Genomic DNA, 26,980 nt, shown 5'->3' on the forward strand with positions numbered 1-26,980 from the left:
GTTTAAAGTTAAGCCATAATTAATGTCCCCACTCAGTAGAGCATGCCCCCATTGTGAGAATTAATTTTCCTCCTCGTACAATATCATCATGTGTCAGATAGCACTTGTGATAAGGTTTTCCATTGAGTACGGCGTTTTGAATATATATATTCTCAGGACTATTATTGACTGCCTCTATAGTAAACTGCGTACCGGAAGCATACCGAGAGTCCAACTTTATATCTACCTTATTGAAAACTGGACTGGTTATTTCATAACGGGTATCACCGGGACATATCGGATGAATACCAACAGCAGCCAGAACATACCACGCGGACATTTGTCCTACGTCCTCATTCCCGACCAAGCCATTCACTGAATTATGATAGGCATTCCGACATATATCACGCGTCCACTTTTGAGTGAGCCAGGGAGTCCCTAAATGATTAAACAAAAAAGGCATGTGATGTACTGGTTCATTAGCATGGTTATAGTAGGAATTCCAAAGATAATCACGAGGAGCCTTCTCAAACATCTCATTCAATTTAACCAGAGCCTTATCACGACCACCCAATAAACAGACTAAACCTGGCACATCATGGGGAACAAACCATCCTTGCTGGAAAACATTACTTTCTACACAACCATAACCATACCATTTATCTAAGCGATCTGTTTCGGGCAATGGCATAAAATTACCATCCACATCACGCGGGCGGAACCAACCAAAATCAGGATCAAACACGGTAGTATAAGATTGAGCACGTTTATCAAAATAGGCACTATCTTCCTTTTTATCTAACCATTCTGCCAAACGAGCCATACACCAGTCGGAATAAGCATATTCCAAAGTTTTGGATACACTCTTTTTATCGGAAGTAAAACCATGTTCATTATTAGCAAACAATTTAGAAGTATTCAAAGCATACTGATAAGCCTTTTCTATATCGTAATTATGTATGCCCTTAGAACAGGCATCACATAGAACCGAAATTGCCGGATTTCCAATCATACATCCAGAATAGGCATTCAAAAACTCCCAACGTTCCAAATATTTCTTTCCACTTTGTTCTCCAATCTCGACCAATGAGTTGATTAAATCATTCACTAAGGCAGGATTTATCAAAGTCTGCAAAGGCATTTGACTACGAAAAACATCCCAACCACTGAATATCGTACGCTTATTAAAGCTTTCAGTCCGATGAACTTGATTATCAGCCCCCCAATATTCCCCATTTACATCACTGCAAATACGTGGATCGATTAAAGTATGATATAAGGCTGTATAAAAGATGGCTTTTTCTTCCTCAGTACCTCCTTCGACAGTTATCTTTGCCAATTCTTTATCCCACAGTTCGGTACAGGTTCTATATACTTTATCAAAATCCCAACCTTTCATTTCTGTATACAGATTTTCTTCCGCATTCTCCATACAAGTAAATGAAATTCCACTTTTCAGAATAATCTTTTCATCCTTCCGGGTATCAAAATCGGCATAGAATCCGATATGCTTTCCTTCATAAACAATCGCAGAAGGAATAACTTTGGATTGGCGTATTAAATTACGATAGTTTTCACTTTCTATATCTTCACGTTTCCGATTACAACTGTCAGGTATATCAGCTGTCCAGATACCATGAGATTTGAAAGATTTAGAAAATTCAGCAAAGAAATACACCGTATAGTCTGCTTTACCGTTACCATTTCCCCAACCTCCGCCTTCGGGAGGACACTTCATCCAACCCTTTATAGTATGGTCATTTACCACCTCAACATATTGTTTTACAGAAGTTCCACCGACACGCCGCGCCAGGTCTATTTGAATATGCGCATCTCTACTTTTTGGGAAAGTGAAACGTAGCATACCACTATGGGGTAACGCCGTCATTTCCGCATGAATTCCATAATCAGTTAGGGCAACAGAATAATATCCAGCAAAAGCCACTTCACTGTGTTTATCATAACGAGAACGATATCCTTCATCCGGATTATCCAAAGTTCCAGCAAAGGTTTTCAGTTTTCCAATTGTCGGCATCACCAAAAAGTTACCCAAATCGCCATACCAACCTATACCAGACATTTGTGTGAAAGCAAACCCTTCTATTGAAGTATGCTCATAACTATATCCACTTCCGTTATCTCCACCCGTAATCGTATTTGGGCTTACTTGTACCATACCGAAAGGTGCCGTTACGCCTGGAAATGTTTTTCCTAATCCATGATAACTTTTAGCATCCTTAGTATTCGTGGTTGCTCCAACAAACGGATTGACATAAGATGAAAGATGAGATATAGCAGTATCTTGTATCTTAACCTTTGTAAAAGATAATAAAAGAGAAAATAAACATACTATAGAGAATATCTTTCTCATTTGAAAATGTTTTAACATTTCTTCGTTTAACGTATAAAATCAAGAAGAATTACCTCTTTCGGAGCAAGAGCCAAAGAAATGGTTTCGCCATACTTATACTCTTTAGCTAAATTATCAGGCAAATTAACTACTGGTGAACTAACCTGATATTTACCTCGTTTTTGAGGATTTAAACCCAATTTTCGATCTAACGTTATATGATATATCTGTGGTCGGTCCGAAGGATTATGAATAGAAAGATATCCTCGATTATCAGTCCAAGCAGTATATCCATATACTTCCCCTTTTTGCGGTACTCCCCCATGCATACGTACATGTTTAAAAGCTGGATATACTTGACGAACCCATTTCAATCCATCTGCCAAAATATCCCAGTCTATAGAAGAAAGGCTGTCGGTTTTAATATACAACTCCACAAAACCTGTTCCACGACTCAAATTCATAAACAGATAGTCTCTGAAAACCTCAGGTTCTTCATTGGATGTCGTTTTCTTCGGTTCATGATTGAAGATAGCGTTCATCGGAAATTTCGTATTTTCTTCCTCCCATATCTGATGATAGATACGGTCACGATAAACCAATTCGCCAGTACGGTCATCGCCTTTGGCGGCATCACCGGCATTGATAAGCCAAACAATATCAACATATTGTAACCACCAAGGACTGAGATAAGCCCCATTAGTTATAGCGATGAATATTTCAGGATTGACTTCATGCAATTTATTGAATATTTGCATAAGCTGTTCGGTTCCGTCAACAAGGTATTGTTCTTTTTGCACATCGAAGCGCGCCTCATTCAATCTTACATCATTAGACGATGGAAATGGATTATCGTTGATATCAAAATCACGTATATTGAGATGTCCGAATATACCGTCAAACTTAAAATAAGATATACCCATTTTTGCCAACTCTAATATGCGTTCTTCCAATTTCTGCATATATTTCTTATCCGTCATAGACATTCCCATAGAAAGCGCTTTGTAACCAAAATCCTTCATCCGTGGAATGATGGGTTGTGCTCCAAAAAGACAACCCGGGCTTAACCATACACCCAGTTTGGAGTTCCTCTGCCTCACTGCTCGGAAACAATCGGAGAAGTCCGGCTGAAACTTATCATTGATAGTCCATACTTTGTCCGACCAATCTGCATTCTTACTAACATCCTCCCAACCGTCATCAATGATATAAGCATTGAGAGGTTGGCAATGTCTTTTTACCACCAACTCATCATTGACAATAGCCACACTACGGATAAAGTTTTCTTTAGCCACCCTTTTAGAATAGTCAAACCAACTGTTATATTGAATTTGTAACCGAAAAGGACGTTTTCTGATTTTGTCAATGTAAGAGTAGAAAGCATCATCCATAAATTGTGGATCATCACTGACACCAACTACACTATTGTAAGAGATATAAAGTTCACCTTTTTTTATGGATTTTCCTGACAAATACCCACACGTTACCTTTTGCTTGTTTACCTCATTGCGTGAAGCAGGAAACTCAATTCCCCAGAAAGTAGCAGTCCGGGTAGTATAAACCGGCTGTCCCAATCCCGGCTTCCATTGAGAAGGCCCCTTAGCAGTAAGTTGTTTGAGAGTATAGTTCTGGTAAGCATCTTTAAAAGATATAGCCTCTACATCTATTTTTTTCAAAATTATATCTTGCCCAGAATTAATCTCAATATGTTTTCGGCAATAAGTATCCTCCTTAGCTAATTCATAACAAACAATTAATGATATATTATTTTTCTTATCCTGTAACAGAAATTTATATCCTTTACTTTGAGAATATACCGGATTTGTATATGTAGAAACCGAAATAACCTTAAAATCCTTATTGGACAATACCTTTTCCGTATGGTCCAATAAGGTTAGATGTAACAGAAACTCATCACAATTAATAGGAAGCAATTTAGTCCCAGCTTCTTTATTTAAAAGAACCTTAGTAGACAATACCCCATCGGACACTTGAAGTGTACGTGCAATATACCGATTTTCTACAGTGTAAATTTGTGCTTGTGTTCTACCTATAAAGGTAAACAAAATTAGGAGGGTACAGATGCCCTGAAACAAAATTGCTCCTTTCTTTTTCATAATATTCTTAATTACTTTAGGCTTTAATTTTTTATTTCCCCTTAAAACCTTATTTGTCGATAATTATGTATTAACAAAATTCGTCTACAAATGTAGAAAATTATTTCATACTAAACGTATTGAAAGAGTGTGCTTTTAAAGTTACATCTAAATACTTATCACCCAATTGCAGAGTCAAACTCTTTGGTTCATCATTGAAATTACCGGCTACCACCAAATATTTATTCTCCGGTGTAAGGAATATAATAACAGGTAGTTTATCTTCACCTTTTTCCTTATAATGCAATACTTTGGTTCCCGCAACCACCTTGTTGCTAAAATGTTTCACTGCATAATATTCCGGAGTGTAGATCGCAGAACCTGTCTTCGAGTCTACACGGATTAATGCATTCTGTTTCCAACCCCAACCACTTGTTCCTGCATCACAGAGAATAGCATTCCAAAAAGTATATTCCTCACAACCATTTCCTAAATAGTGATTGATTAAATTAAAAGTATGCTCTGCTGCCTTCCAATCAAATGTACCAGAACCACATTCGTTTTCAGTTTGCATATATTTATAATTTGGATACTTTTTACGAATTTCAGGAAGAATTTGTCCTCCCCACCATTGAAAACCGATACCCTCAACGGTATCTTTCATACGAGGATCGGAAAGAACCTTATCCACCAGTTCAATACGATTTGTATTAAGCGTCCCCAAATAAACTTGAACATTGGGATGATGTTTCTTCATGGTCGGTGCAAAATATTCCACATTGAAACGAATAATACCCTCAGGAGTCCATGCACAAGCCGGATAAATAGAATAGGCCCACGGTTCATTTTGGAACATCACGCGGGAAATAGTAACTCCTTCTTCTTGATAAGCAGATACGAATTTACAAAAGTAATTGGCATAGGCTTGCAAATAGCGGGGATCTTGAATAAAATAATCATTGACTGCTACTTGCTTGGGATAAAACTTCTTATTCACGTTGTCAGTACCTTCATAAAGAGCTATCTCATGCTTAGCCGGCAATTGGTTTACTTCAGCATTACTTCTCACGGAATAGTAATGATTAACTTTCATCCACGAAGGAGGTGACCAAGGAGAAGCCCAAAAAGTAATATTGGAATTAACTTGTTGTACTCTTTTTATATAAGGTATTAGTGTTGTTTTATCACGATTGATATTGAAATATTTCAACTGAAAATCACCAGGTACTTCATCGCAACTATACCAGTCACGGGCATAATCGTTGGCATTCATTGGAATACGTCCCATGGAAAAACGTAAATCTCCATCCGGAGAAAACAGATTATTTAAAATTACATCCTGTTCTTCAAGAGGTAACATATTGAGAGCGTCCCAGCCTAATTCATTAAAACAAGTTCCCCACTTCTTGAATACTTGGATATTCTCAGTACCATTTACCGACAATAAAGGCGTATTTGGACTACTGGCTTGTAATTTGGTTTTAGTCTCTTTCCAAACATCATTATCTGTACTGCTAATCCATGTAAAAGATTGAGCATATACGCCGGAGAATTCCACTAGAAGACTTCCCAACACACATAATTTCTTTAAATTTATTTTCATAAGTGTTTTTATTTAGTAATAATCTAAGGTAGTTATTTTATCGTAAACGTATAGTTACCTTTATCAGATTGTTGTTTTGCTTTGAATGATAACCGGTAAATAGTTTTTCCCCATACATTCGACAATTTTAAATCAGTCAGTTCTTTTGGTTCAACATCCAATTCAAACTTATTTGCATCATACAATAATTGGGCTTTCACATCATTTACCTGAATATAAACTTTACCTTTTTCTGAATTGTCTACTTTTCCCCATGTCATGAAATTAATGATGTTGGGAGCGACCGCTTCTTCCAAATCAAACACATCATTGATTTGAACTTGATTACCTTTTACTTTGTAAGAACGTATCCACTTTTTTACTTTTGCTTCCTTGGGATAAGCAGCTGCTATATCAGCGCAGAAACTATTCTTAGAAGCTTTTACGCCAGTCGCTTTATAGTTTTTTCCGTTCTTTTGGGGAATTCCGTTTATCATAGGCAGGTTGTGATAATTACTCTGCATCGTCCAAATAGAATAACGCTCTCCACTAAATGTCTGTCGGGTATAAGTTCCTACTCCGGCATCTATCAATATCGGGGTCTGATTGAACCATACCGAGCAAGTACCTACGTCATTATGATTATGGCTTTCGCCATTATGCCCTCCCTTAGTTGCAAGGAATAGCCCCTCTTTAGTAGAAAGATAACAAAACTCAGTTTCAGGATACCAAGTGAAAGTACGGTTCTCATGACCAGCTTCCTCCCGTTGTAATTCTTTGGCAATGGCTATGGAAGCCAAGGTACGGAAAATGTCTCTGCCATTCGAAGGTAACGAAGGTGATTTACGCATCAAAGCGGCAAAACTTTTTAATTCATCACTTCCTACGTCTTTACCGAAACGATAGATAAGATATGCATCGCCACCACCACGGGCTGAAGCATCAGCAAAATTCACTACCCAACCGTTTCCCACATAAGAGCGGGAAATATACTCACCCATATTTTTTATCATTGGTTCCCGAAAGATACTAATCTTTCCTCCGGTAATATCAGAAAGAAGTTCCAAATAATCCAACGTCTTTCCGGCAGCATGTCCCCAGTAAGACGGACCTTCTTCACAGGCACCGTCGGCCTTGATGTAGTTCAGGAATTTATCTACCGATTCCATTGTCAAATATACAGCCTTGGCCAGCGTATCTCGATTATTTTCAAGAAGCATAAAACACATCAGGACATTACTGTTACACCAAGGATTCCAGTTATTAAGCATACGCCCTTTATAATTACGTGCCATCCACCAAAACGAATCATTGTTCATGTAAGGATCAAGAATACGGATTTGTAACTCATGGCGTAATCGACGTGAGATCTCCGGGTTCACTTTATCGAATGAATCACGCATAAAATAGTAAACCCACGACAATGATCCACCAAGATCTCCAGAGACAAGATCAATCACATGATAATCGTAGGTAGGTAACGAACGGGAAGAAGGCTGTATAACGAGATGAGCGGCAGGAGCCCATGAAGTCATTTCACAAGTATGGAATACACCATTTATTAACTGATCAATAAATCTTCCTTTTCCTTCTGCAAGTTCCGCCATCAACAGACTGGCAATGGCATTATTATTTGCTCCAAAAGGTTTTTCCATTATCGAGCGATCACCGGTACGTTCAAAAGCGAGATAATCAGTGGCCTTCACTACCTGCCATTGATAATCGAGTAATTTTTCTCCCCGGCGGATATAATCATCTTTAAACGTTCCTAAGAATGCATCCCAACCATCACGATCGGAGTAATCGGGATATGTTACCCATTGTTGATTCAAAACCAACACATCCTTTAAGTAGTTCAGATCTGCTTGCTTCTGAAGCAAGTTACGTTCTGTATAAGCAAATGTGGAAGCGCCACACAAAAGTGTAAAAATCAATAATATTAATTTTCTCATGGTATCATTTATTTAATAAATTATCTTATCCGGAAATTTCCGCTCCTTGGCCCAGCCATCCTCCGATACCTTCAACCAGTTTCCAAGCTCCTTTTTCAGTAACTTTGCCTGATTCGACGGAATTTCCTCTATTTTCAAAGAATGCATCTGATAAGGATCCTTCAGATTGTCAAAAAGTTGATAATTTCCATCCTTTGTCACCAAATACGAGTAGCGGTCAGTACGTACACCTTTCTCCTTCTGCTGATAGAAAAACTGAGAAACAGGTTTCTTCACCGTTTTATATTTACCTGTAAGAATACCTTGTGAATAATCTTTTCCCTTCACCGTTTCGGGAAGCCTGTCTTCAAGGTTCATCATCCCCAGCAAAGTAGGCATAATATCCGTAGCACCCAACATCAGATCGTTCACTCCCGGTTTCAGTTGACCGGGATAACGTATAAAGAACGGAATAGAAAACGATTCATCATAAATCACACTCTTCGCCATACGTCCGTGGCTACCCATCATTTCCCCATGATCTGCGGCGAATATCAAGATGGTATTATCCGTCAATCCTTCTTCATCCAAAACTTTCAATACCCGGCCTATCTCATCATCCACACTCTTCACCAAAGAGAAATATATTTTTGCCTGAAATGTCAGTTGCTCCAAGTTTTTCACTTGTGTACCCTCGCCAAACTTCACATTAGGACGTAACAACACTTCTTCCGGTTTCAAATCTTTATAATATTGATCAAACACCTCTTCCTTACAATCCGTAAGTCTATGATAAGGAGTATGAGGCGGATTCAGACTCCAGAATAAGCTGAAAGGCTTGGAAGCGTCTCGCTGTCCTTGTTTATTCCGCAGATAACCTATCACTACATCCGCTTCAACCTCTGGAGTAAATCGGCGATAACGGAACGACTCACCATCTTTCTTTCCACCCACCAGTTCCGGACGATTGGAATAAGCAGTAGCATTAAAATGATTATCTTTCAATTGCTGAAACCAGTACTTATTACTCTTACGCCCTCTTCCTTCAGGAATATAGGTATCGTATGGATACACACAATGTCCGCCAGGCGCTTCAGTTGTACCCACATAATTATTCTCCTTGTCAAACAAGGCCTCCGTACGATGCCAATGCGTTTTTCCCACATAAGCCGTTTCATAGCCAGCTTCCGCAAGTACATCAGTAAAACAAACCAAGCTATCGGGAATACCGTTTTGGTTGTTCACATGGCAATTACCCGGTACTCCATTCTTCTCCGGGAATGCGCCTGTCATCAGCATAGCACGATGAGGGCTACTCAACGGACAAGTACTACACGCCCGATTAAAAATAACACTCTGCTTTGCCAGTCTATCCAAATTAGGAGTATGAACCGGATCACCTATCGTATTCAGAACATTACGATATGCCGGATCACTCCATATACTCAACGCATTCAACCGATATTGGTCAGGAAAAATATAGACTAAGTTCGGTCTTTGTTCCTGTCCAAAGACCTGTGTACCTATTCCTGCAAAAAGAGTTACAGGAAAACTACAAATAAGTTTGTATAAAATTGGTTTCATTTCTATTTTAATTTAAAACAAAGACTATTTTACATCATTCCTTTTACTTTAGACGTACTCTGCGAAGAACATTCTGTAATTCAAAAACCTTATCAGGGTATTGAGAAGCAACGTTTTCTTTCTCTGTCACTTTATTCATTTCATAAAGTTGAGGAACACTTAAATTACCAGTTTCTATTTTCGGTCCCCAGGTAATCATGGCAGGTCCATCATTCGGCTCAATATATTTCCAGTCTTTATTGCGTACAGACAATACATGATTAGCAGCTAATTCCAGTACCCACGGACGGTCTGTCATATCTGTACCCAACAAATTACCTAAACGATTTTCACTATCCGGTGCACTACCTTTCGGCATCCGTGCATCGATCATAGCCCCCAAAGAAGCCATCCAGTCTATCTGTGACATCAACACATCCGACTCTGCATTTTTCCTGATTTGTTTAGGCCAGCGGACAATAACCGGAACAGCCGTACCACCCTCAAAAGCACTGTATTTATTCCCTCTCCACGGTCCAGCAGGACTATGACCGTTCAACAATTCTTCTGCCTTATCATCATAACCGTCATCAACTACCGGTCCATTATCACTAGACAAAATAATTAAAGTATTTTCCGCTAATCCCAGTTTATCCAGTACATCCATAATCTGTCCTACCGCCCAATCAAACTGCACGATTGCATCGCCACGCAATCCCATACCGCTCTTACCACGGAAGCGTTCGTGTGGAAAACGAGGAACATGAATATCATTGGTAGCAAAATACATGAAGAACGGTTCATCTTTATGCGACCGAATAAAATCGATGGCATGTGTAGTAATACTATCAGCAATGTTCTCATCTTTCCATAAAGCTTTACCACCCCCCTTCATATAGCCAATACGACTGATACCATTTACAATGGACATGTCATGTCCATGACTCGGTTTCAAATTATAAAGTAATTCCGGATGGCTTTTACCGGTCGGTTCACCGGGAAAATTGCGGATATAACTGACTTCAATAGGAGCTGCAGGATCATAATTAGCCACTTTACCATTCTCTATGAATACACAAGGGACACGATCGGCAGTGGCAGCCATGATATAATGATAATCAAATCCTAAATCTTCTAAAGCGGCTGGGAGCGGTGCGTTCCAGTCTTGCATTGCTGTTTTGTCTCCTAACCCCAAATGCCATTTCCCAATGGCGCAAGTAACATATCCGGCATGTTTAAACATATCTGCCATAGTATATTGTTCGGGACGTATAATCATCCCCGCATTACCGGCAGCAATATCTGTATCCGGACGACGCCATGCATATTCTCCCGTGAGCAGAGAATACCGTGAGGGAGTACTGGTTGCAGCTACCGCATGTGCATTGGTAAAACGGATGCCCTCGGTTGCCAGACGATTGACATTAGGCGTTTCTACATTTTTTGCACCATAACATTGCAAATCACCATATCCCAAATCATCAGCGTAAATAATGATAACATTGGGTTTCTCACGATCAGCGACCTTACCTTTCGTATCCTTTGCACTAATTGGTAAACTTGAAAAGATGACCGGACAAAGTAAAGCTAAAGTTACATACTGGTTTTTCATCTTTGATATTATTGATTGGTTATTTAAGGTATAAACATCACATTGCAAATATATCCACAAAATGTATTATAAAAGAATACGAATCAGATTTTTAACCCGACTTGTACTAAAGGTGGAGGTATTTGTACAAAAGTGTATGCTATAAACTAATTACACAGCCCCTACGCTCCATAAAAGTAGCGTAGGTCTGTGTAACATACATATTGTTTTAATATCCCAAAAACAAACTTACTTACCTATCTATACTATTCAAAGAACTATTACCAACCAGGATTCTGTCCCAAATTAGGATTTTTATATTTCTCTGTATTAGAAATCGGATAGAAATACAAGTTATCTGTAATGGTTCTGGTTTCCATCAGGAACTTAGTATATTCAAATTTCTCAGCTTCATTCTTAATGATTTTTACACCATAGATATCAGCAGTTTTATCCAAATCCTTCCAACGACGTACATCCCAAAAACGATGTCCCTCAAAAGCTAGCTCCACACGACGTTCGTTCTTCAAACGTTCTATGAAATCAGCTTTTGTCATACCAGCAGGATAAGGAGGCATTTCTACCTTGCCACGTGCACGCACCATATTCACCGCTTCGCGAGCCGTCATTGGATAATCTGCATCCTTATAATCAGGATTTCCAAAAGCATTTACCATTGCTTCCGCATAATTCAACAAGATTTCAGCATAACGGAACAATACCCAGTTATGTTGCGCTTTAGTAGTAGTGGAACCTGATACAAAACTAATATTTGGGTTAAGATATTTATATAGATAATATCCTGTAGTGGTAGCATTGGTCAAAGGAAGTCCATTGGCACCACCTTCCCATATCTGAAGAGGAGCGCCACACCAATTCATATTATTGTAAGCTACTGTTCTTGCCAAACGCGGATCACGGTTATTGTAAGGATTAGCTGCCATAGTAGGATTATTCCAATCAAACTTGGATCCATCCTTCATTTCGAAAGCATCTACTAAATTCTGTGTGGGACAAGTAGAGGTTTTTCCACCCTCTACTCCCATAGGAAAGTTTGCTTTTTCAAAATCTCCCGTTTCACCTACACCACGGGCTAATATCACTTCGGCGCATGTATTGTTCACTTTACGGAACTGAGTAGTAAGATCATCCACCAATTTATAACCCAACTCAGAAACATTACCAATGATTTCGTAAGCAGCGGATGCGGCTTTTTTCCATTTCTCGGCATTATCGCCTGAATAGAGAGGACTCGCCATATAAAGCGTCACTCTGGACTTCAATGCCAAGGCAGCTCCCCGGGTGATACGGCCAATATCTTTACTGGCAAAACCTTCTGTATAGGTAATAGGTAATTTATCCTCAGCAGTAATCTCTGTAAGCTCTTTTATGATGAAATCTGCCACCTTGTCACAACTCTCACGTTCCAGGTTGTTCACCTCGTCCTGAGTAAGAACAGTAGTAACCAACGGCACATCATGATAACGCTTAATCAATTCAAAATAATAAAACGCACGGAGAAAACGTACTTCATAAGGAAAATTATTGAATTCCTTCATCATATCCTTATACTTTTCGGCATTTTCCCAATCTTCGAAAGTTTGTCCGTCAGCTTCCTTCAGATAGAGATTAGCTGCACGAATAGCCTTATAGTATTGACTCCATACATCATCAACCAGTCTATTAGCCGACCAAGTACCATTTACAAAATAATGAATGGCTGAGGATTTGTACACATGTACGGCATCATCTGTAGCCGCATCCTGCATAGCACCTTCCGTATTACAAAAATCTTGAGGCAAATAACTGTAAATATTGGTTACCATCTTTTTAGAACGTTCAAAGCTTGTAAAGATGTCTTCCTTTTGGTAGTCGTTTGACTCATCGCAGTCCATGAAGTCGCATCCGCCCAAGATGCAGACCGACATAAGTAATGCTATATGTTTTAATTTCATAAGTTTCATTTCGCTTAAATTATTAGAAACGTAAATTAACGCCAAATGTATATTGAGTCATCAACGGATGACCGGTACCTGTCATTTCAGGATCTATCACACCGTCCATTTTGTCAATGCTGAATAAATCATGTCCACGAGCGAACAGCCTCATGTAATTCACACCAGGCAACTTATTCACCCATTTCTGTGGCAAATTATAATACACCTCCAACGTACGTAACTTCAGATATGAAGCATCAGCTACCCATAAAGAATTGGTATTATAGTTGTTCTTGGAACCATTATAAGTGAGACGTGGATACTTACCATTGGGATTACTTTCAGTCCAACGATTATCATAATAATGTTGAGAAACGGTATTATTACTCACCAACGGACGATAAATACTGCGTGTATCAAGCATTTGACTATAATTGGCAATTCCTTGGAACAAAGCGGTAAATCCCAATCCCTTATATTCGGCACCAAGATTGAAACCATAATAAATTTCCGGACATACATTGTTATAACCCAATGCAACCTGGTCATACTCGTCAATCACCTTATCACCATTCTGGTCTTTGAATTTCAAGTCACCGGGACGAACCTCATCCAATATCTGTTTCACTTCACGGTTTTCAATATCATCCCAGCTTTGGTAAATACCTTCCACTTCATAACCAAAATATTGACTTACAGAGTGTCCGGTACGTTTCAGATAATCATACGGACGATACACCTCATTCATCTCTTTAATTTCATTACGATTGAAACTGAATTGACCGCCCAACTGATAAGTAACATTTCCTATTTTATCATTCCAATTAGCTGCAACTTCCACACCATAACTATTCACAATACCGCTATTTATATCAGGAGCTGCAATACCCAGTACGGAGGAAAGAGCGCCATCGCCGTCTACTAAAATATCTGTACGATGGTCATAATAACCATCTACCGATAAAGAAAGGCGGTTCCATGCCATGAAATCAATACCCACATTCAATTTGTGTGATTTTTCATAAGTCAGCCCATCTACCGCAAGACGAGATTCTTTCATACCACCGATAGAAGCCGGTGTTTCACCGAAATAATAGCTGCCACCACCACTATATGAACCACGGAAAAGCTGTACACCATAGTCAGCACGTCCCGCAATACCATACGAAGCACGAAGTTTCAACATATTCAACCAATCAGCCTTGAAAGCATTTTCTTCTGAAAGAATCCAACCTGCACCTATTGACGGGAAAACACCCCAACGGTCATCCGGATCAAGAATACTGGATGCAGAACCCGTCAAAGAGAAGTCCAACAAATAACGATTTTTATAGGTATAATGAGCATGCCCCACAATATCCATAAAGGCTCTACCTGCATTCTGACCACGCTTCATCATCTTGTCCATACTATAAAGTACAGTAGCGTTCAACTTATGATCAGTACCCCAAGTACGGTCATAATTGACCTGCGCATTGATAGTCAGACGACGAACTACATCCTTGATACTACTACTGAAATCCAAAGCTGTTTCTTCAGTCAACTTCTTATAAGAGTTTTTTTCACCATCCCAACCCATAGTAGCCTGTTCAGTTGCATACTTATGCTGGTTACGTTCCCAATACCGTGCTTCATTATCAAAACCCAAACGTGCAGTAGCAGACAAACCTTTAGTAATGAAACTTAAATCCTGTACAAAATTGATGTCTGCATAGAGGTTACGGGTCTGTCCGCGTTCATAGCCTGTATCGGAAATCATTGCTATCGGATTACTGCCATAAATAGAAGTTGCACCCCATCGGCCATTAGAAGTCTTAATAGGCATAGCACCCGCTGGAACTTTGTACAACATATCGAAAATGTCAGCGGTCGTAGTATAAGGACGATTATCTTCCGCAAAATTACCACGCATGTTAAGTTGCAATTTCGTGGTATTTCCTAACTTGATATCAAGATTAGTCAAGAAGTTCAATTTGGAATATTTGAACTGTGTAGAATATCCTTCATTCTCTTCGGTAGGCTGTAAAATACCTTTGTCGTTCAGGTAATTCAGCTGAGTAAAATACTGTACGACATCACCACCTCCACGAAGAGAGAAATTCACATTATTACCGAAACTATGATCGCGAAGTGCTTCATCCATCCAATCTACATTAGGATAGAACTCCGGATAAGTCTGATTACGAAAAGCGTCCAACTCACGTTGGCTATAACGAGGGGTCGTAATACCATCGTTCTTCAAACCTTCATTCATGGCCTGTGCATAAGTATAGCCATCCACAAATTTAGGTAAACGGTACGGAGTACCCATCTTAAATTCATAATCAAAAGTAATAACCGGTTTCCCCACATGACCACGTTTGGTAGTGACAAGAACCACACCATTGGCACCACGTATACCATACAGTGCCAGTGAAGCGGCATCTTTCAATACACTGACAGATTCAATATCCTGCACAGCAAGATTATCAATACTACGTTCATAACCGTCAATCAATATTAACGGACTCTTATTACTGGTAGTACCGACACCACGTACATAAAGTGTAGTACCATTTTCCCACTCATTTCCTCCATTTTGTAGAACCTGAAGACCGGGAATCAGTCCAAACAAAGCGTTGGAAGCTACCGTACTGGTACGATGGCTCAGTTTATCAGCGGTTGCCATGCCACCGGCGATAGTCGCTTCCTTTTTGTTGAACGAGATTCCTCGTCCGTAATGTTGTATGCTGTCTGCTACCTGAGCCGCCGCAATGGAAGAACACAGCAGCCCTGCAATGATTAGCTTTATACTCTTTTCCATAAGGATAGTATGATTTATTCAATAATAATTTATGTTATTCCCAACCCGGATTTTGGACCAATCCATAACCTTTGTTCACCTCTTTGGGAGGGAATGCACTCAGATACCACTTCGGAGAAAAGCCACCGACTTTCTGCCAAGCTCTTTCTTTCAGTTGTGGAAATTCAAACAAATATTCTCCTGTTTTCTTATGTTTATAGAAATAAATGCCATGCAGATGCTTTGTGAAATCTGCCTCACGCTTCCAGCGAATAAGATCATAGAAACGAACTTCCTCAAAACCAAATTCACAAGCACGTTCACGAAGTACCGCTTCACGGAATTCTTCCTTACTTAAACCTGTTTTCAAATTACCTAAACCAACACGATTTCTCACCGCATTAATGTAAGAATAAGCCTCATCAGTACGATTACATTCATTCAATGCTTCGGCATACGAGAGGTAAACTTCAGCCAAACGCAATAACGGCCATTGAATGACACGTCCACTCCATTCTCCTTGACGATCAAGCAAAAATTTACGGGCTGTTAAACCGTTAGTGGTAAGACCTTTATCATCCAGACTGACACTTTTATTATTATAATGTTCGCCTTTCGGATAATTGGTCTTATCTTTCGAATATTGTCGATATATAGCAACGACACCGCTACCAAACTTGTCACCATCCAACAAAATAGTTTCACACATGCGAGGATCACGATTCATAAACGGGTTCTTAGTATGTTCTTGATTATTCCAGTCGAAATCACTTCCATCTGCCATAGGAAACATATCGAAGTATTCCTTGGTAACTCCCCAAGCACCCCAACGTGCACTCTGCATGATACCACCAATATTACTAGTCTTATAATGGCGACGTACAGAAATTAATGATTCTGTAGTGCCTCGTGTATAATAAGCGTCGCGGAACGCCATACGTGGCTCTCCTGCTTTCACCAATCCATAAAAACCTTCCTTATTCAAAGCCTTAAAGAATTCTTCACCTGCTTTTGCAGCATCTTCCCAACGCTTTTGATCATATCCCCCAAACCATGTCATCAATTTTTCGGAAGCTTCACCCACATAATAGGGCGTATCATTATTAAACAATGGACTTGCTGCAAACAAAAGTACACGTACTTTCAAACCCATAGCAGAAGCACGGGTCAGGCGGCCACTCCAGTTATCGGATTCATCTTCAGTGACATACCAAGGAAGTTCTTTGCAAGCAATAGCCTCATCCAATAACTTCACTATAAAATCCACCGTCTCCTGCAAAGTACCACGAGCAGGAAATCCCAAACCGTCTTCTGCGGAAATAGCACGGTCTACAATGGGCAGACCACCAAAATGACGAAGCATTTCGGCATATTGAGTAGCAATCACGATTTTAGCTTCAGCTTTCAAACGCGACTTTTCAACTTCATCCATATCAGGTACACGGTCTACATTCTCTATAAACACCCAAGCCATACGGATACTTTTCCAACTGTTACGCCGGGTAAAACCATATTTAGTACCTCCATCTCCACCGGATGCTTCTTCCGAACCGGCATTGTAAGCACCACTGTAATAAACTTTATTAGGACCATCCCAAGTTAAAGCGGAATTACATAAATCCGTCAAATCTTCTTGAATGCCAAACCACATATTGGTAGAGAAACCATAACTGTTGCTTGCCCAAAAAGCATATGGCAAATTACCATAACTATTCCACAATACCCGACGTGCATATACCGCCGTAGAAAAGATGGTATCAATAGTGACATCCGAGCTGGGCGGCTTCTGAAGGAATTTCTCACCCAGCGCAAAGTCCTCGCATGATATTGTGGTAGCTAATAAAGTACCCAACATCAATCCTTGAAAATATCTTGTAAGTGATTTCATATCATTATATTTTTAAAATTAAAAACCTACTTTCAAACCAAAGTTGACAACCATCACTAACGGATAATTGGCTCTTGCAGCAGATTTCGATTCCGGATCTATCACGTCCAATTTATCGAATGTAAGCAGATTATAGCCGGTAGCATACACACGTAAACTACCTAAATGCATCTTATCCAAAGTCTTCTTTGGGAAACTGTAACCCACTTCCACGTTTTTCAAACGTAAGTAAGACGCATCTCGTAACCACAAATCGGAGTCATAGTAATTATTACTTCTGTTCACAAACGAGATAGCAGGATATTTGGCTGCATCACCCTTCTGTGTCCAAGTATCGGTAACAAAGTATTTCATCAGCGAACGTTGGTTAGTCTGTCCGAAAGGATAACGGAAAACGTCGTCCAACATACGCGAAGTTTTGGCAGCACCAGCCCAGGTCATGCTGATATCAAATCCTTTATAAGAAATACCATAATTAATACCATATGATAACTGCGGATAATTAGTATTACCAATAGCAGTGATATCATTCTGGTCTATCTTCTTGTCATCATTCAAGTCCATATACATCACATCGCCGGGTTTGGGAGTAATGCCGTGGTCGGGAATACCTCCATGTCCTTCGGTAGCATAACGTGCCACATCCTCCTCGGAGAAGTAACCAGCAAACTTACGACCAAAATATTGACCAACAGATTTACCGGTACGTTGCATATAAGCATACGGATAAGTCACCTCGTCCATATAGACAATCTTGTTCTTGGTACGTGAGATATTAAAACCAATATTATATTTCAATTTGTTTATATTATCTCTCCAATTTACGTTGATTTCATATCCCTTATTGTCAACCTTACCAATATTAGCGGTAGGAAGCGTCACAGCCAAATAACCGGGATCAGTTCCACGAGAAGTCAGAATGTCACGGCGGTGCTCAATGAAATAGTCAAAATTTACTTTCAATTTACTGTTAAAGAAATAAGCATCAATACCATAGTTTTGTTTAGCGGCTGTTTCCCAAGTCACATTGGGATTTCCTTTTTTTGCTTCGTTAGCTCCTGTAGTGATGGAACTGCCACTACCGAAATAAAAACCACCATTGGAAGCATTATATACGTCCGGCAGATAGAGGAAACGGGAATTGTCATTCACGCGGTCATTACCTACGATACCATAAGAAGCACGTACTTTCAAGTAGTCCATAAAAGATTTTACCGGTTGCATGAAGCTCTCTTCTGATATTATCCAACCTACAGAAAACGCAGGGAACAAGCCGAAACGTTTGCCCGGAGCGAAGTTTTCCGATCCATTATAACCCACATTTACATCGAACATATAACGAGTATTATAGTCGTACGTGGCACGTCCCACCAAACCGATATAACTTCTCGGGATTGACAAGAACTCAGAAGGACCGTTAGGATAATAAGTGATGGACTGATTATACATTACAAGTCCCGAAACATGATGTTTACCAAAATCACGTTTATAGTTCAAAGCAGCCTCCACATACCAGTCCTTACCACGACCGATAGCTTCCTCATACCCCAATACGGTTTCTTCATCTACACGACGAAGCACTACTGATCCGTCGGATTGTATCAACGGCTCGTAATGAGGAGTCTTTCCACGTCTTTTCTTGGTAAGGGATACGGAACTGTTATAAGCACCTTTCACATGAGCCTTTAAACCTTTAGTAATAAAATCGAGTTTTTGTTCCAGTAAAAAGTCGAAATTCAATGTATTACCATAAGTCACATCATAACCACGTCCGTAATAAGTATACATGGCATCACGCATGTCACCAAAAGAATTGGAAATATTACGTGCATCCGCCCATACCCATTTTCCATCTACAATACCTGAACCAGAAAATGGAACTGCCCAATAAATACCACGAAAAATAGTCTCGATATTTGATAAACCCGATTCACCATCTACACCCGGAGTATGCTTATCATTGACACGTCCACCTATATTCACTCGGAATTGTGTAGTTTTTGTCAAATCCACATCCAAATTCAGACGATAATTATAACGATTATAGCTGTAATTATCATCATAATTTTTTTGATAACAATTGAAAAGTCCGTCTTGAGTAAACACACCAAGCGACGCAAAATAACGTATTTTCTGCGAACCGCCCGAAATAGTCAGGTTATGTTGCGTTTGCAAAGCTGTATTACGTACCAAATAGTCCATCCAGTCCATATCCGGATAAGCTATCGGGTTACTATGAGTACGGAATCCTTCAATGGCTTCCGGCTTGAATGCCAATTCGTTTTCGGTATATCCGTCGTGAAGCTGGGCATTATTATATGCTGTGGCATATTCATAGCTGTTAGCGAAATCAGGCAGACGAGTCGGTGTCTGCAAAGCAAATGAAGTAGAGAAACTGACTTTCGCTTTACCTTCCTGACCACGTTTAGTCGTCACCAAAATAACACCATTAGCACCACGTACACCAAATACAGCTGTTGCAGAAGCATCTTTCAATATCGTAATATCTTCCACTTCATTAGGGTCGAGTTGGAAGAAACTACGTTCTACACCATCTACCAAAAACAAAGGCTGAGACATGGATTCGTTCAATGAGCCCACACCACGTACATATACTGTAGGATCATCACTGCCAGGTTGACCAGAAGTCTGAATAGCAGACAAACCAGGCATCTTACCTGCTAATGCATTACCAATACTTGATACCGGGCTTTTCAGTACATCTTTTGCTGTAATAGACGACATTGCTCCCGTTACTGTCACTTTCTTGGTAGCACCATATGCTATCACCTGTACTTCCTGCAACTCCTGAACATTTTCATTCAGTTCGATCTTCAAGGTAGATTCACCATTATACTTTATCTCCTTATCGTTATATCCTACATAAGATATAACGATAGTAGCACCCACCGGGACTTCCAGTTTAAAGTTACCATCCATATCGGTAATAACTCCATTAGTAGTTCCCTTTACAATTACACTGGCACCAATCACCGGTCCGTAACTATCAGTCACTGTTCCGGTAACCATTTTGCGATTCTGCTGCACAATAGAACTGGCAACAGAAGCCTCTCCCGACACATTATTTCCTATAGGAAAAGCCATTTGCCCAAACGACAAAGACGCCGCCAATAGCCATACCTGCTTCTGAGGTATCTTCATTGGAAAGAAGAAGTTTTTCATCTCTTTTAAATTTAAGAATTATAAAATATATTATTAAAAAGGTTCTATTAATCGTTTACAAAATTAAATAGATTTTAGAGATTGAAATCCCTCTATCATTCAGAAGAAGGTAGCATATTATACACAACTCACAACAAGGCATTTGTGTACGAAAAAGCTCCATAAACGGACAATAATATCCCATCCTATCAGAAAACCTCCCTATCCCCAATATAAAAAGAACATAGTTGCTCTGCGTAAAATACCATAAACAAGAAGGAATTATGGGGTCAGCGCAGAACAACTATGAGTTCGATACAATAAAGAAAGGTTAAAAACACATTCTCATGATTAAGTACATTTAGTGTTTTCCAAAATCTCTTTTACGTTTTAAAGCTTCTAAATAATAATAGTCGGCATAACTCAAAGGAACATCCATCTCCGCACGATCAGGAAAACTCCCCACAGAGTGCATCAATAGAAAATAGTAGTTTTTACCTATTTCGGCACGGTAAGCCGGAGAAGACAATGTTTCCATTATCTTATCCGCAGTCTCTTTATATTCCTTATTATTCGAAAAGACACTTAATTCGTACAATGCCGAAGCCATAATAGTAGCAGCTGATGCATCCCTCAATTCGTTAGGAATATTCAGGGCATCGAAATCCCAGTAAGGTATCAAATCTTCGGGAAGGTTCGAGTTGGTAAATATAAACTCATACACTTTCTTCGCCTGTTTCAAGTATACCGGACTATGTGTATACCGATAGCACATTGTATACCCATAAATAGCCCAAGCCTGCCCCCGCGCCCATGCCGATTCATCGGAATATCCTTGTGCCGTACATCGCTTAAGTACTTCACCTGTCTCCGGATTATAGTCTACCACATGATACGAACTTCCGTCCTCACGGAAATGATTTTCCAACGTTTTGTCAGCATGTGAAACAGCTATATTATAATAAGTAGAATCTCCGGACAACCGGGTGGCTTCAAATAAAAGTTCCAAATTCATCAAATTATCAATAATCACCGGGCATTTCCATCCCATCTTTAACGGACGTCCTTTGTCCGCATTCCAAGACTGGATAATACCTGCATTAGAACGAAAACGGGTAGATAGGGATTTGGCAGCCTGTACCACAACCGGTTTATATTCTTCCCTACTTCCCATACGCATCCCGTTGAGAAAACTACAACCTATAATAAAACCGATGTCATGATGCGAAGTATTATACTGTTCTTTATGTAAATATTCGGTATATTTCTCTGCCTTCTGTTGCCAGTATTCATTACCGGTGAGATCATATAAATACCAAAGGCTTCCGGGAAAGAAACCTAGGGTCCAGTCCCAACCACGATGTGCATACACCATATCCCCCTTAGCATTTACCGTACGGGGGATTAAGATTTTATCATTCTTTTCAAGAGCATCTACCTGTAAGCCATATTGAGCTGCAGCATGTTCTATGTTCGTTGAAACAAAATCTTTTCGTCCTTTAACTCCTCCACAAGCAACCATAGAAAAGAGAAAAAGACCAATACATGTACGAGTTAAAATATCATTTCCCATAAATAATTAACACTCCATTAATTTGCTAACTTTACCGAACAAAAATAAAAAATGAAAAAACACGAAGGGGGTGATATCTATACACTAAGAGAATTCTAAATATACAAAATAGACCCTGAAAAGTAAAATGTACAAAAATGGCATATAAAAAGAACAAAAAACTACTTAACTACAAACAATTGGGATTTTCTCTTCACGACAAAAAAACTATATTTGCAAATCCTAATATGCTGATTCTATAACCTAAAATTTATGAAAAACAGACTCTTTCTAATCTGCTGTCTCCTATTTGTACACATACTTGCATGTAGCGCACAAAATATATCCTTCCGTCATTTAACTACTGATGACGGATTGTCACACAATTCTATTATCTCCATTTATCAGGATGAGCGAGGATTTATGTGGTTCGGTACACGAAATGGAGTCAGCTTATATAATGGAAAAAATTTCAAAATCTATCAAAAAGAGAAAGACAACCCGAACAGTATCCTTTATAATGATATTTATCACATCACAGGAGATCAGAACGGGCATGTTTACATCATGACCAACAGAGGTATTTCTGCTTATGACATCGAAAAAGGCCAATTTACCCCTATCATAAAAAAAAGTATACGGGCAGAATTCTTTTCTGAATATCTATATGCCGCCACTTCAAACCAAATATTTAAGTACGATGGGACAAAATTCGACTTGTTCTATAAGATGCCTCAAAACAGTAGCGTCATTCAGAGGTTATACATATATAATGATTCTGTTTTCATAGGGACTACTAAAGGACTTTATATACTCAACTCACAGAAAGAACTTACCCAACCTATCAAAGAAGGAAATATATCCGACATCTTCAGAGATTCTTCCGGCTGTTATTGGATAACTGCCAATTCCGGACATGGCGTATACTGTATGCAGGGTAAACAAATCAACAATTTCTTATATGAAGCGGATAATCCTACTACCATCAGTTCCAACTTTGTACACAGATGTTGTGAAGACAAACAAGGAAATATATGGATAGGAACTTTCAACGGACTCAATAAATATGACAAACAAACCGGAAAATTCACCCGTTACGTAAAAAAAGAAATCAGCAAAAGCCTGAGCAACTCTTCTATCTGGGGACTGTATTGCGACTTGCAAGGAACTATTTGGGTAGGGACATATTCCGGAGGAATTAACTATTTCAATCCACAGAAACAAATTTATCGCGAATACCAGGCTTCTACAAAGGAAAAAGAAGGACTCAGCTCTCCTATCGTGAAACGGATGACCGAAGATGACGAGGGTAATTTATGGATAGGCACAGAGAAGGGAGGAATTAATAAATATAATCCGGTCACCCAAACCTACCAATGGTATATAGGCCAAGATACTCCCAACAATTTTACACGAGGAAATGTAAGAACAATCTACTACGACTCCCTCCAAAAAGTGGTGTGGACCGGTATTCATTTGGAGGGACTTAACAAATTGGATTTAAAAACCGGCCGTTTCACCAATTATAAACATAAAAAAGGCGATAAAACATCTATTCCGTCCAATCTTATTGAAGACATCCTACCCTATCAAGGGCAATTAATATTGGCAACCAGCAATGGCATCGGACTCTTCAATCCCGGAACCGGAACATGTAAGCCGTTGTTCCATGACGAAGTGGCACTCAACAATACCATATCTACCTTTGGATTGACCCTCGACCATAAAGGTATTTTATGGATAACCAATAATAACAATGGAGCTTGCGCTTACAATTTTAATACTCAAGAATTCTCAATCTACAAATATAAAAGTGCCAACGAGCATAGTATCAGTAGTAACAGTATCAACTCTATCTATGAAGACAGTCAAAACAGGTTATGGTTCTGCACCAATGAAAACGGGCTGGATTTATATCGCAGGGAAACGGATGATTTCGAGAACTTCGATATGAGTAAAAACAACTTGGCAAGTAATATCATCTACAATATCTGTGAATTATCGCCCAACAGATTGCTTGTAACTACCGATAAAGGGTTCTCCATATTAGATTACCAACAAAAGAAATTCAAGAATTACGAAGAATTACCTCTAAGTTGTATTAATGAGAATGCACTCTATAAAAACAAAAAAGGAGAAATATTCATCGGAGGAACTACCGGAATTATTTCCTTCTTTGAGAAAGAACTTGAAGAAGCCCCCCGTTCTTACCGCATATATCCATTCCGTCTTATCGTAAACGGGAAAGATATCAATGTAGGAGATAAAGACAGTATATTGACCAGAGACATTACTTATACTCCCCAAATAACTCTTAAACCCAATCAGAATATATTCAGTATCGAGTATACCACAACAGACTACATACCTTTCAACAAAGACAAAATCATATACCGTCTGGAAGGTTTTTCTAATACATGGAATAGCCTGGAACAGAATGTAATTACTTATACCAACCTGAACCCCGGCAAATATACATTAGTTGTCAAAGCCAAAGATATCAACGAAAGCCTGGTTCCGCCAAGCAGATTACAAATAGAGATTTTGCCCCCCTTCTATCGTACCATCTGGGCATACCTGTTATATTCTATATGTATCATAGGTATTGTATATTACCTTATACGTACCTACTACCGCCGCATCCAGCTTCAAGAATCACTGAAATATGAAAAGAAGCATGCCAAAGATATCGAAAAGCTCAATCAAGCCAAATTACGTTTCTTTACCAACATCTCACACGAGTTCCGCACTCCGCTTACACTCATCATCGGACAAATGGAAATGTTGTTGCAAGTACGTTCTTTTGCTCCCAACGTTTATAACAAAATATTGGGTGTATACAAAAGCTGTTTACAGTTGAGGGAACTCATCACAGAGTTACTCGACTTCCGCAAACAAGAACAAGGCTACATGACTATTAAAGTGAGCGAGCATAATATTGTAGATTTTATATATGAGCATTATTTGCTCTTTCAGGAATATGCAGTACAGCGCCAGATTACGTTTAACTTCGAAAAGAGCAGTGACAATATCAGCCTATGGTACGATACCAAACAAATGCAAAAAGTAATAAACAATCTTATCTCCAATGCCTTTAAACATACAAAAGCCGGAGGAATAATCTCTATCTCTATCCGAAAAAGGAATCAGGAAGTTCTCATCGATGTTACGGACAATGGTTCGGGAATAGCAGCTAAGGACATCAACAATATCTTTACCCGGTTCTATCAAACAGAGCAATTGGACTCTCTGTTCTATGTAGGTACGGGTATCGGTCTTTCGCTCTCTAAAGGTATAGTCGAACTGCATCATGGAAGCATTGAAGTATCCAGTGAACTGGGAGAAGGAACTACCTTCTGCATACACCTTAGAACCGGAAATGAGCATTTCACATCTGAGCAAATCTGCGAGACAAAAGATACATTTACTTCTAATGAATTTAATGAGTTTAACGCAGAATTCCAGCAAGCCCTACTATTGGAACAAGCTACCTTAAACAACGATATCCGACTAAAAGAAGGCGAATATAAAATCCTTATCGTGGAAGACAATGATTCCCTAAAAGAAATGTTGGTCAAAATATTCGAAGAATTCTATATTGTCATCACTGCCTCTAATGGTAAAGAAGGTCTGGAAAAAGTACGATCCGAAAGCCCCAATATCGTGCTCAGCGATATCATTATGCCGGAGATGTCTGGCACGGAACTTTGTCAAGCCATAAAAACCGACTTTGATACCTGTCACATACCTGTAGTTCTGTTGACAGCTAAAACTGCCATTGAGCACAATCTGGAAGGATTGAGAATGGGAGCGGATGATTATATTACCAAACCATTCAACATAAACATCCTGTTGTCACGTTGCAACAACCTGGTAAATAACCGGATCATGTTGCAAGAGAAGTTCAGTAAACTGCCACAAGAAAACGTACAAATACTGACCAACAATGTAATGGACCAGAAGTTCATGGACAAAATATTGGAGATCATCGAGCAAGAAATGGAGAATGGAAATTTCAATGTAGATATGCTGGCAACTCGGATGAGTATTTCCCGTACAAAGTTATTCTCCAAATTGAAAGCTATCACAGGACAGACACCTGCTGATTTCATTATGACACTCCGCCTGAGACGTGCGGCATTCTTACTGAAGAACAACATGGAACTGAATATAGCGGAAATATCCGATCAGGTAGGTTTCAATGTTCCCAAATATTTCAGCAAATGCTTCAAGGAGAGATACCACGTCACTCCACAAGCTTACCGGAAAGGAGATACCAACTCCCCCGAGGAGGAGGAAGAAAGCGTCAACGAACAAGAAACTTAAATTATAATAATACCATGATTAACCTGTATTCCATCCACAAAGTGTATGAGCATGATACCCATCATCAAAGAAGGTAAATAACCCGAACCTTCTTTATTCTGGCACTATCCGCATTATGGCAATCAGCTTTCCATACTTGTTTCATCTTGATAAGTAATCGTTTGCAGTTTCCCATAAGTAGGAAACGACAGTTTCCTACAATAGAAACGCCCGTTTCCACTTGCAAGAAACGGCAGTTTCC

Annotated in this window: 12 protein-coding genes; 1 reads left to right on the top strand and 11 read right to left on the bottom strand. The window is 39.3% G+C overall.

Annotation, left to right across the window (positions count from 1 at the left end; all coding sequences use genetic code 11):
• Window positions 1–19: 19 nt before the first annotated feature.
• The 11 genes from DXC10_RS00580 to DXC10_RS00630 all read right to left on the bottom strand — a co-directional run bounded on the left by DXC10_RS00580 (window position 20) and on the right by DXC10_RS00630 (window position 22,434).
• Window positions 20–2,350 (bottom strand): GH92 family glycosyl hydrolase, encoded by a 2,331-nt coding sequence (locus DXC10_RS00580; protein ID WP_101541815.1) that lies wholly within the window; start codon window positions 2,348–2,350, stop codon window positions 20–22.
• A gap of 26 nt (window positions 2,351–2,376) precedes the next feature.
• Window positions 2,377–4,446, bottom strand: coding sequence for a hypothetical protein (locus DXC10_RS00585; protein WP_117737167.1), 2,070 nt, complete (start codon window positions 4,444–4,446; stop codon window positions 2,377–2,379).
• A 100-nt stretch (window positions 4,447–4,546) separates the two neighbouring features.
• Window positions 4,547–6,028 carry a glycoside hydrolase family 30 beta sandwich domain-containing protein gene (locus DXC10_RS00590; protein ID WP_101541817.1) on the bottom strand — a complete coding sequence of 494 codons (1,482 nt, stop codon included), beginning with the start codon at window positions 6,026–6,028 and terminating at the stop codon, window positions 4,547–4,549.
• 32 nt (window positions 6,029–6,060) lie between these two features.
• The gene (locus tag DXC10_RS00595) at window positions 6,061–7,959 is read right to left on the bottom strand and encodes a heparinase II/III family protein (RefSeq protein ID WP_101541818.1); all 1,899 of its coding nucleotides are present in this window, start codon (window positions 7,957–7,959) and stop codon (window positions 6,061–6,063) included.
• Between the two features lie 12 nt (window positions 7,960–7,971).
• Complete coding sequence (locus tag DXC10_RS00600; RefSeq protein WP_101541819.1) at window positions 7,972–9,522, bottom strand: sulfatase; 1,551 nt, start codon at window positions 9,520–9,522, stop codon at window positions 7,972–7,974.
• A gap of 43 nt (window positions 9,523–9,565) precedes the next feature.
• Entirely contained in the window at window positions 9,566–11,113 is a 1,548-nt protein-coding gene (locus DXC10_RS00605) for an arylsulfatase (RefSeq protein ID WP_101541820.1), read from the bottom strand.
• Between the two features lie 260 nt (window positions 11,114–11,373).
• Window positions 11,374–13,047 (bottom strand): RagB/SusD family nutrient uptake outer membrane protein, encoded by a 1,674-nt coding sequence (locus tag DXC10_RS00610; protein WP_370448195.1) that lies wholly within the window; start codon window positions 13,045–13,047, stop codon window positions 11,374–11,376.
• A gap of 22 nt (window positions 13,048–13,069) precedes the next feature.
• On the bottom strand, window positions 13,070–15,832 hold the full coding sequence (locus DXC10_RS00615) for a TonB-dependent receptor (RefSeq protein ID WP_117737168.1): 2,763 nt from the start codon (window positions 15,830–15,832) through the stop codon (window positions 13,070–13,072).
• Window positions 15,833–15,866: 34 nt separating this feature from the next.
• Window positions 15,867–17,699 carry a RagB/SusD family nutrient uptake outer membrane protein gene (locus DXC10_RS00620; RefSeq protein ID WP_117737169.1) on the bottom strand — a complete coding sequence of 611 codons (1,833 nt, stop codon included), beginning with the start codon at window positions 17,697–17,699 and terminating at the stop codon, window positions 15,867–15,869.
• Window positions 17,700–17,717: 18 nt separating this feature from the next.
• Window positions 17,718–20,882, bottom strand: a complete 3,165-nt coding sequence (locus DXC10_RS00625) for a TonB-dependent receptor (RefSeq protein ID WP_233519836.1) — start codon at window positions 20,880–20,882, stop codon at window positions 17,718–17,720.
• Between the two features lie 340 nt (window positions 20,883–21,222).
• Window positions 21,223–22,434 (bottom strand): glycoside hydrolase family 88 protein, encoded by a 1,212-nt coding sequence (locus DXC10_RS00630; RefSeq protein WP_117737170.1) that lies wholly within the window; start codon window positions 22,432–22,434, stop codon window positions 21,223–21,225.
• A 252-nt stretch (window positions 22,435–22,686) separates the two neighbouring features.
• Between DXC10_RS00630 and DXC10_RS00635 the strand changes: the two genes are divergently transcribed.
• Window positions 22,687–26,739 carry a two-component regulator propeller domain-containing protein gene (locus DXC10_RS00635; protein WP_117737171.1) on the top strand — a complete coding sequence of 1,351 codons (4,053 nt, stop codon included), beginning with the start codon at window positions 22,687–22,689 and terminating at the stop codon, window positions 26,737–26,739.
• The last annotated feature ends 241 nt before the right edge of the window (window positions 26,740–26,980 follow it).

It is taken from the genome of Bacteroides sp. OM08-11 (assembly GCF_003438665.1).
Taxonomy (GTDB): domain Bacteria; phylum Bacteroidota; class Bacteroidia; order Bacteroidales; family Bacteroidaceae; genus Bacteroides; species Bacteroides cutis.

Excerpts from the sequence above, each read along its gene's own strand:
- DXC10_RS00620 (WP_117737169.1), bottom strand. The coding sequence starts at position 17,699 with ATGAAATCACTTACAAGATATTTTCAAGGATTGATGTTGGGTACTTTA.
- DXC10_RS00615 (WP_117737168.1), bottom strand. The coding sequence starts at position 15,832 with ATGGAAAAGAGTATAAAGCTAATCATTGCAGGGCTGCTGTGTTCTTCC.
- DXC10_RS00635 (WP_117737171.1), top strand. The coding sequence starts at position 22,687 with ATGAAAAACAGACTCTTTCTAATCTGCTGTCTCCTATTTGTACACATA.
- DXC10_RS00595 (WP_101541818.1), bottom strand. The coding sequence starts at position 7,959 with ATGAGAAAATTAATATTATTGATTTTTACACTTTTGTGTGGCGCTTCC.
- DXC10_RS00625 (WP_233519836.1), bottom strand. The coding sequence starts at position 20,882 with ATGAAAAACTTCTTCTTTCCAATGAAGATACCTCAGAAGCAGGTATGG.
- DXC10_RS00630 (WP_117737170.1), bottom strand. The coding sequence starts at position 22,434 with ATGGGAAATGATATTTTAACTCGTACATGTATTGGTCTTTTTCTCTTT.
- DXC10_RS00585 (WP_117737167.1), bottom strand. The coding sequence starts at position 4,446 with ATGAAAAAGAAAGGAGCAATTTTGTTTCAGGGCATCTGTACCCTCCTA.
- DXC10_RS00580 (WP_101541815.1), bottom strand. The coding sequence starts at position 2,350 with ATGAGAAAGATATTCTCTATAGTATGTTTATTTTCTCTTTTATTATCT.
- DXC10_RS00590 (WP_101541817.1), bottom strand. The coding sequence starts at position 6,028 with ATGAAAATAAATTTAAAGAAATTATGTGTGTTGGGAAGTCTTCTAGTG.
- DXC10_RS00605 (WP_101541820.1), bottom strand. The coding sequence starts at position 11,113 with ATGAAAAACCAGTATGTAACTTTAGCTTTACTTTGTCCGGTCATCTTT.
- DXC10_RS00600 (WP_101541819.1), bottom strand. The coding sequence starts at position 9,522 with ATGAAACCAATTTTATACAAACTTATTTGTAGTTTTCCTGTAACTCTT.
- DXC10_RS00610 (WP_370448195.1), bottom strand. The coding sequence starts at position 13,047 with ATGAAATTAAAACATATAGCATTACTTATGTCGGTCTGCATCTTGGGC.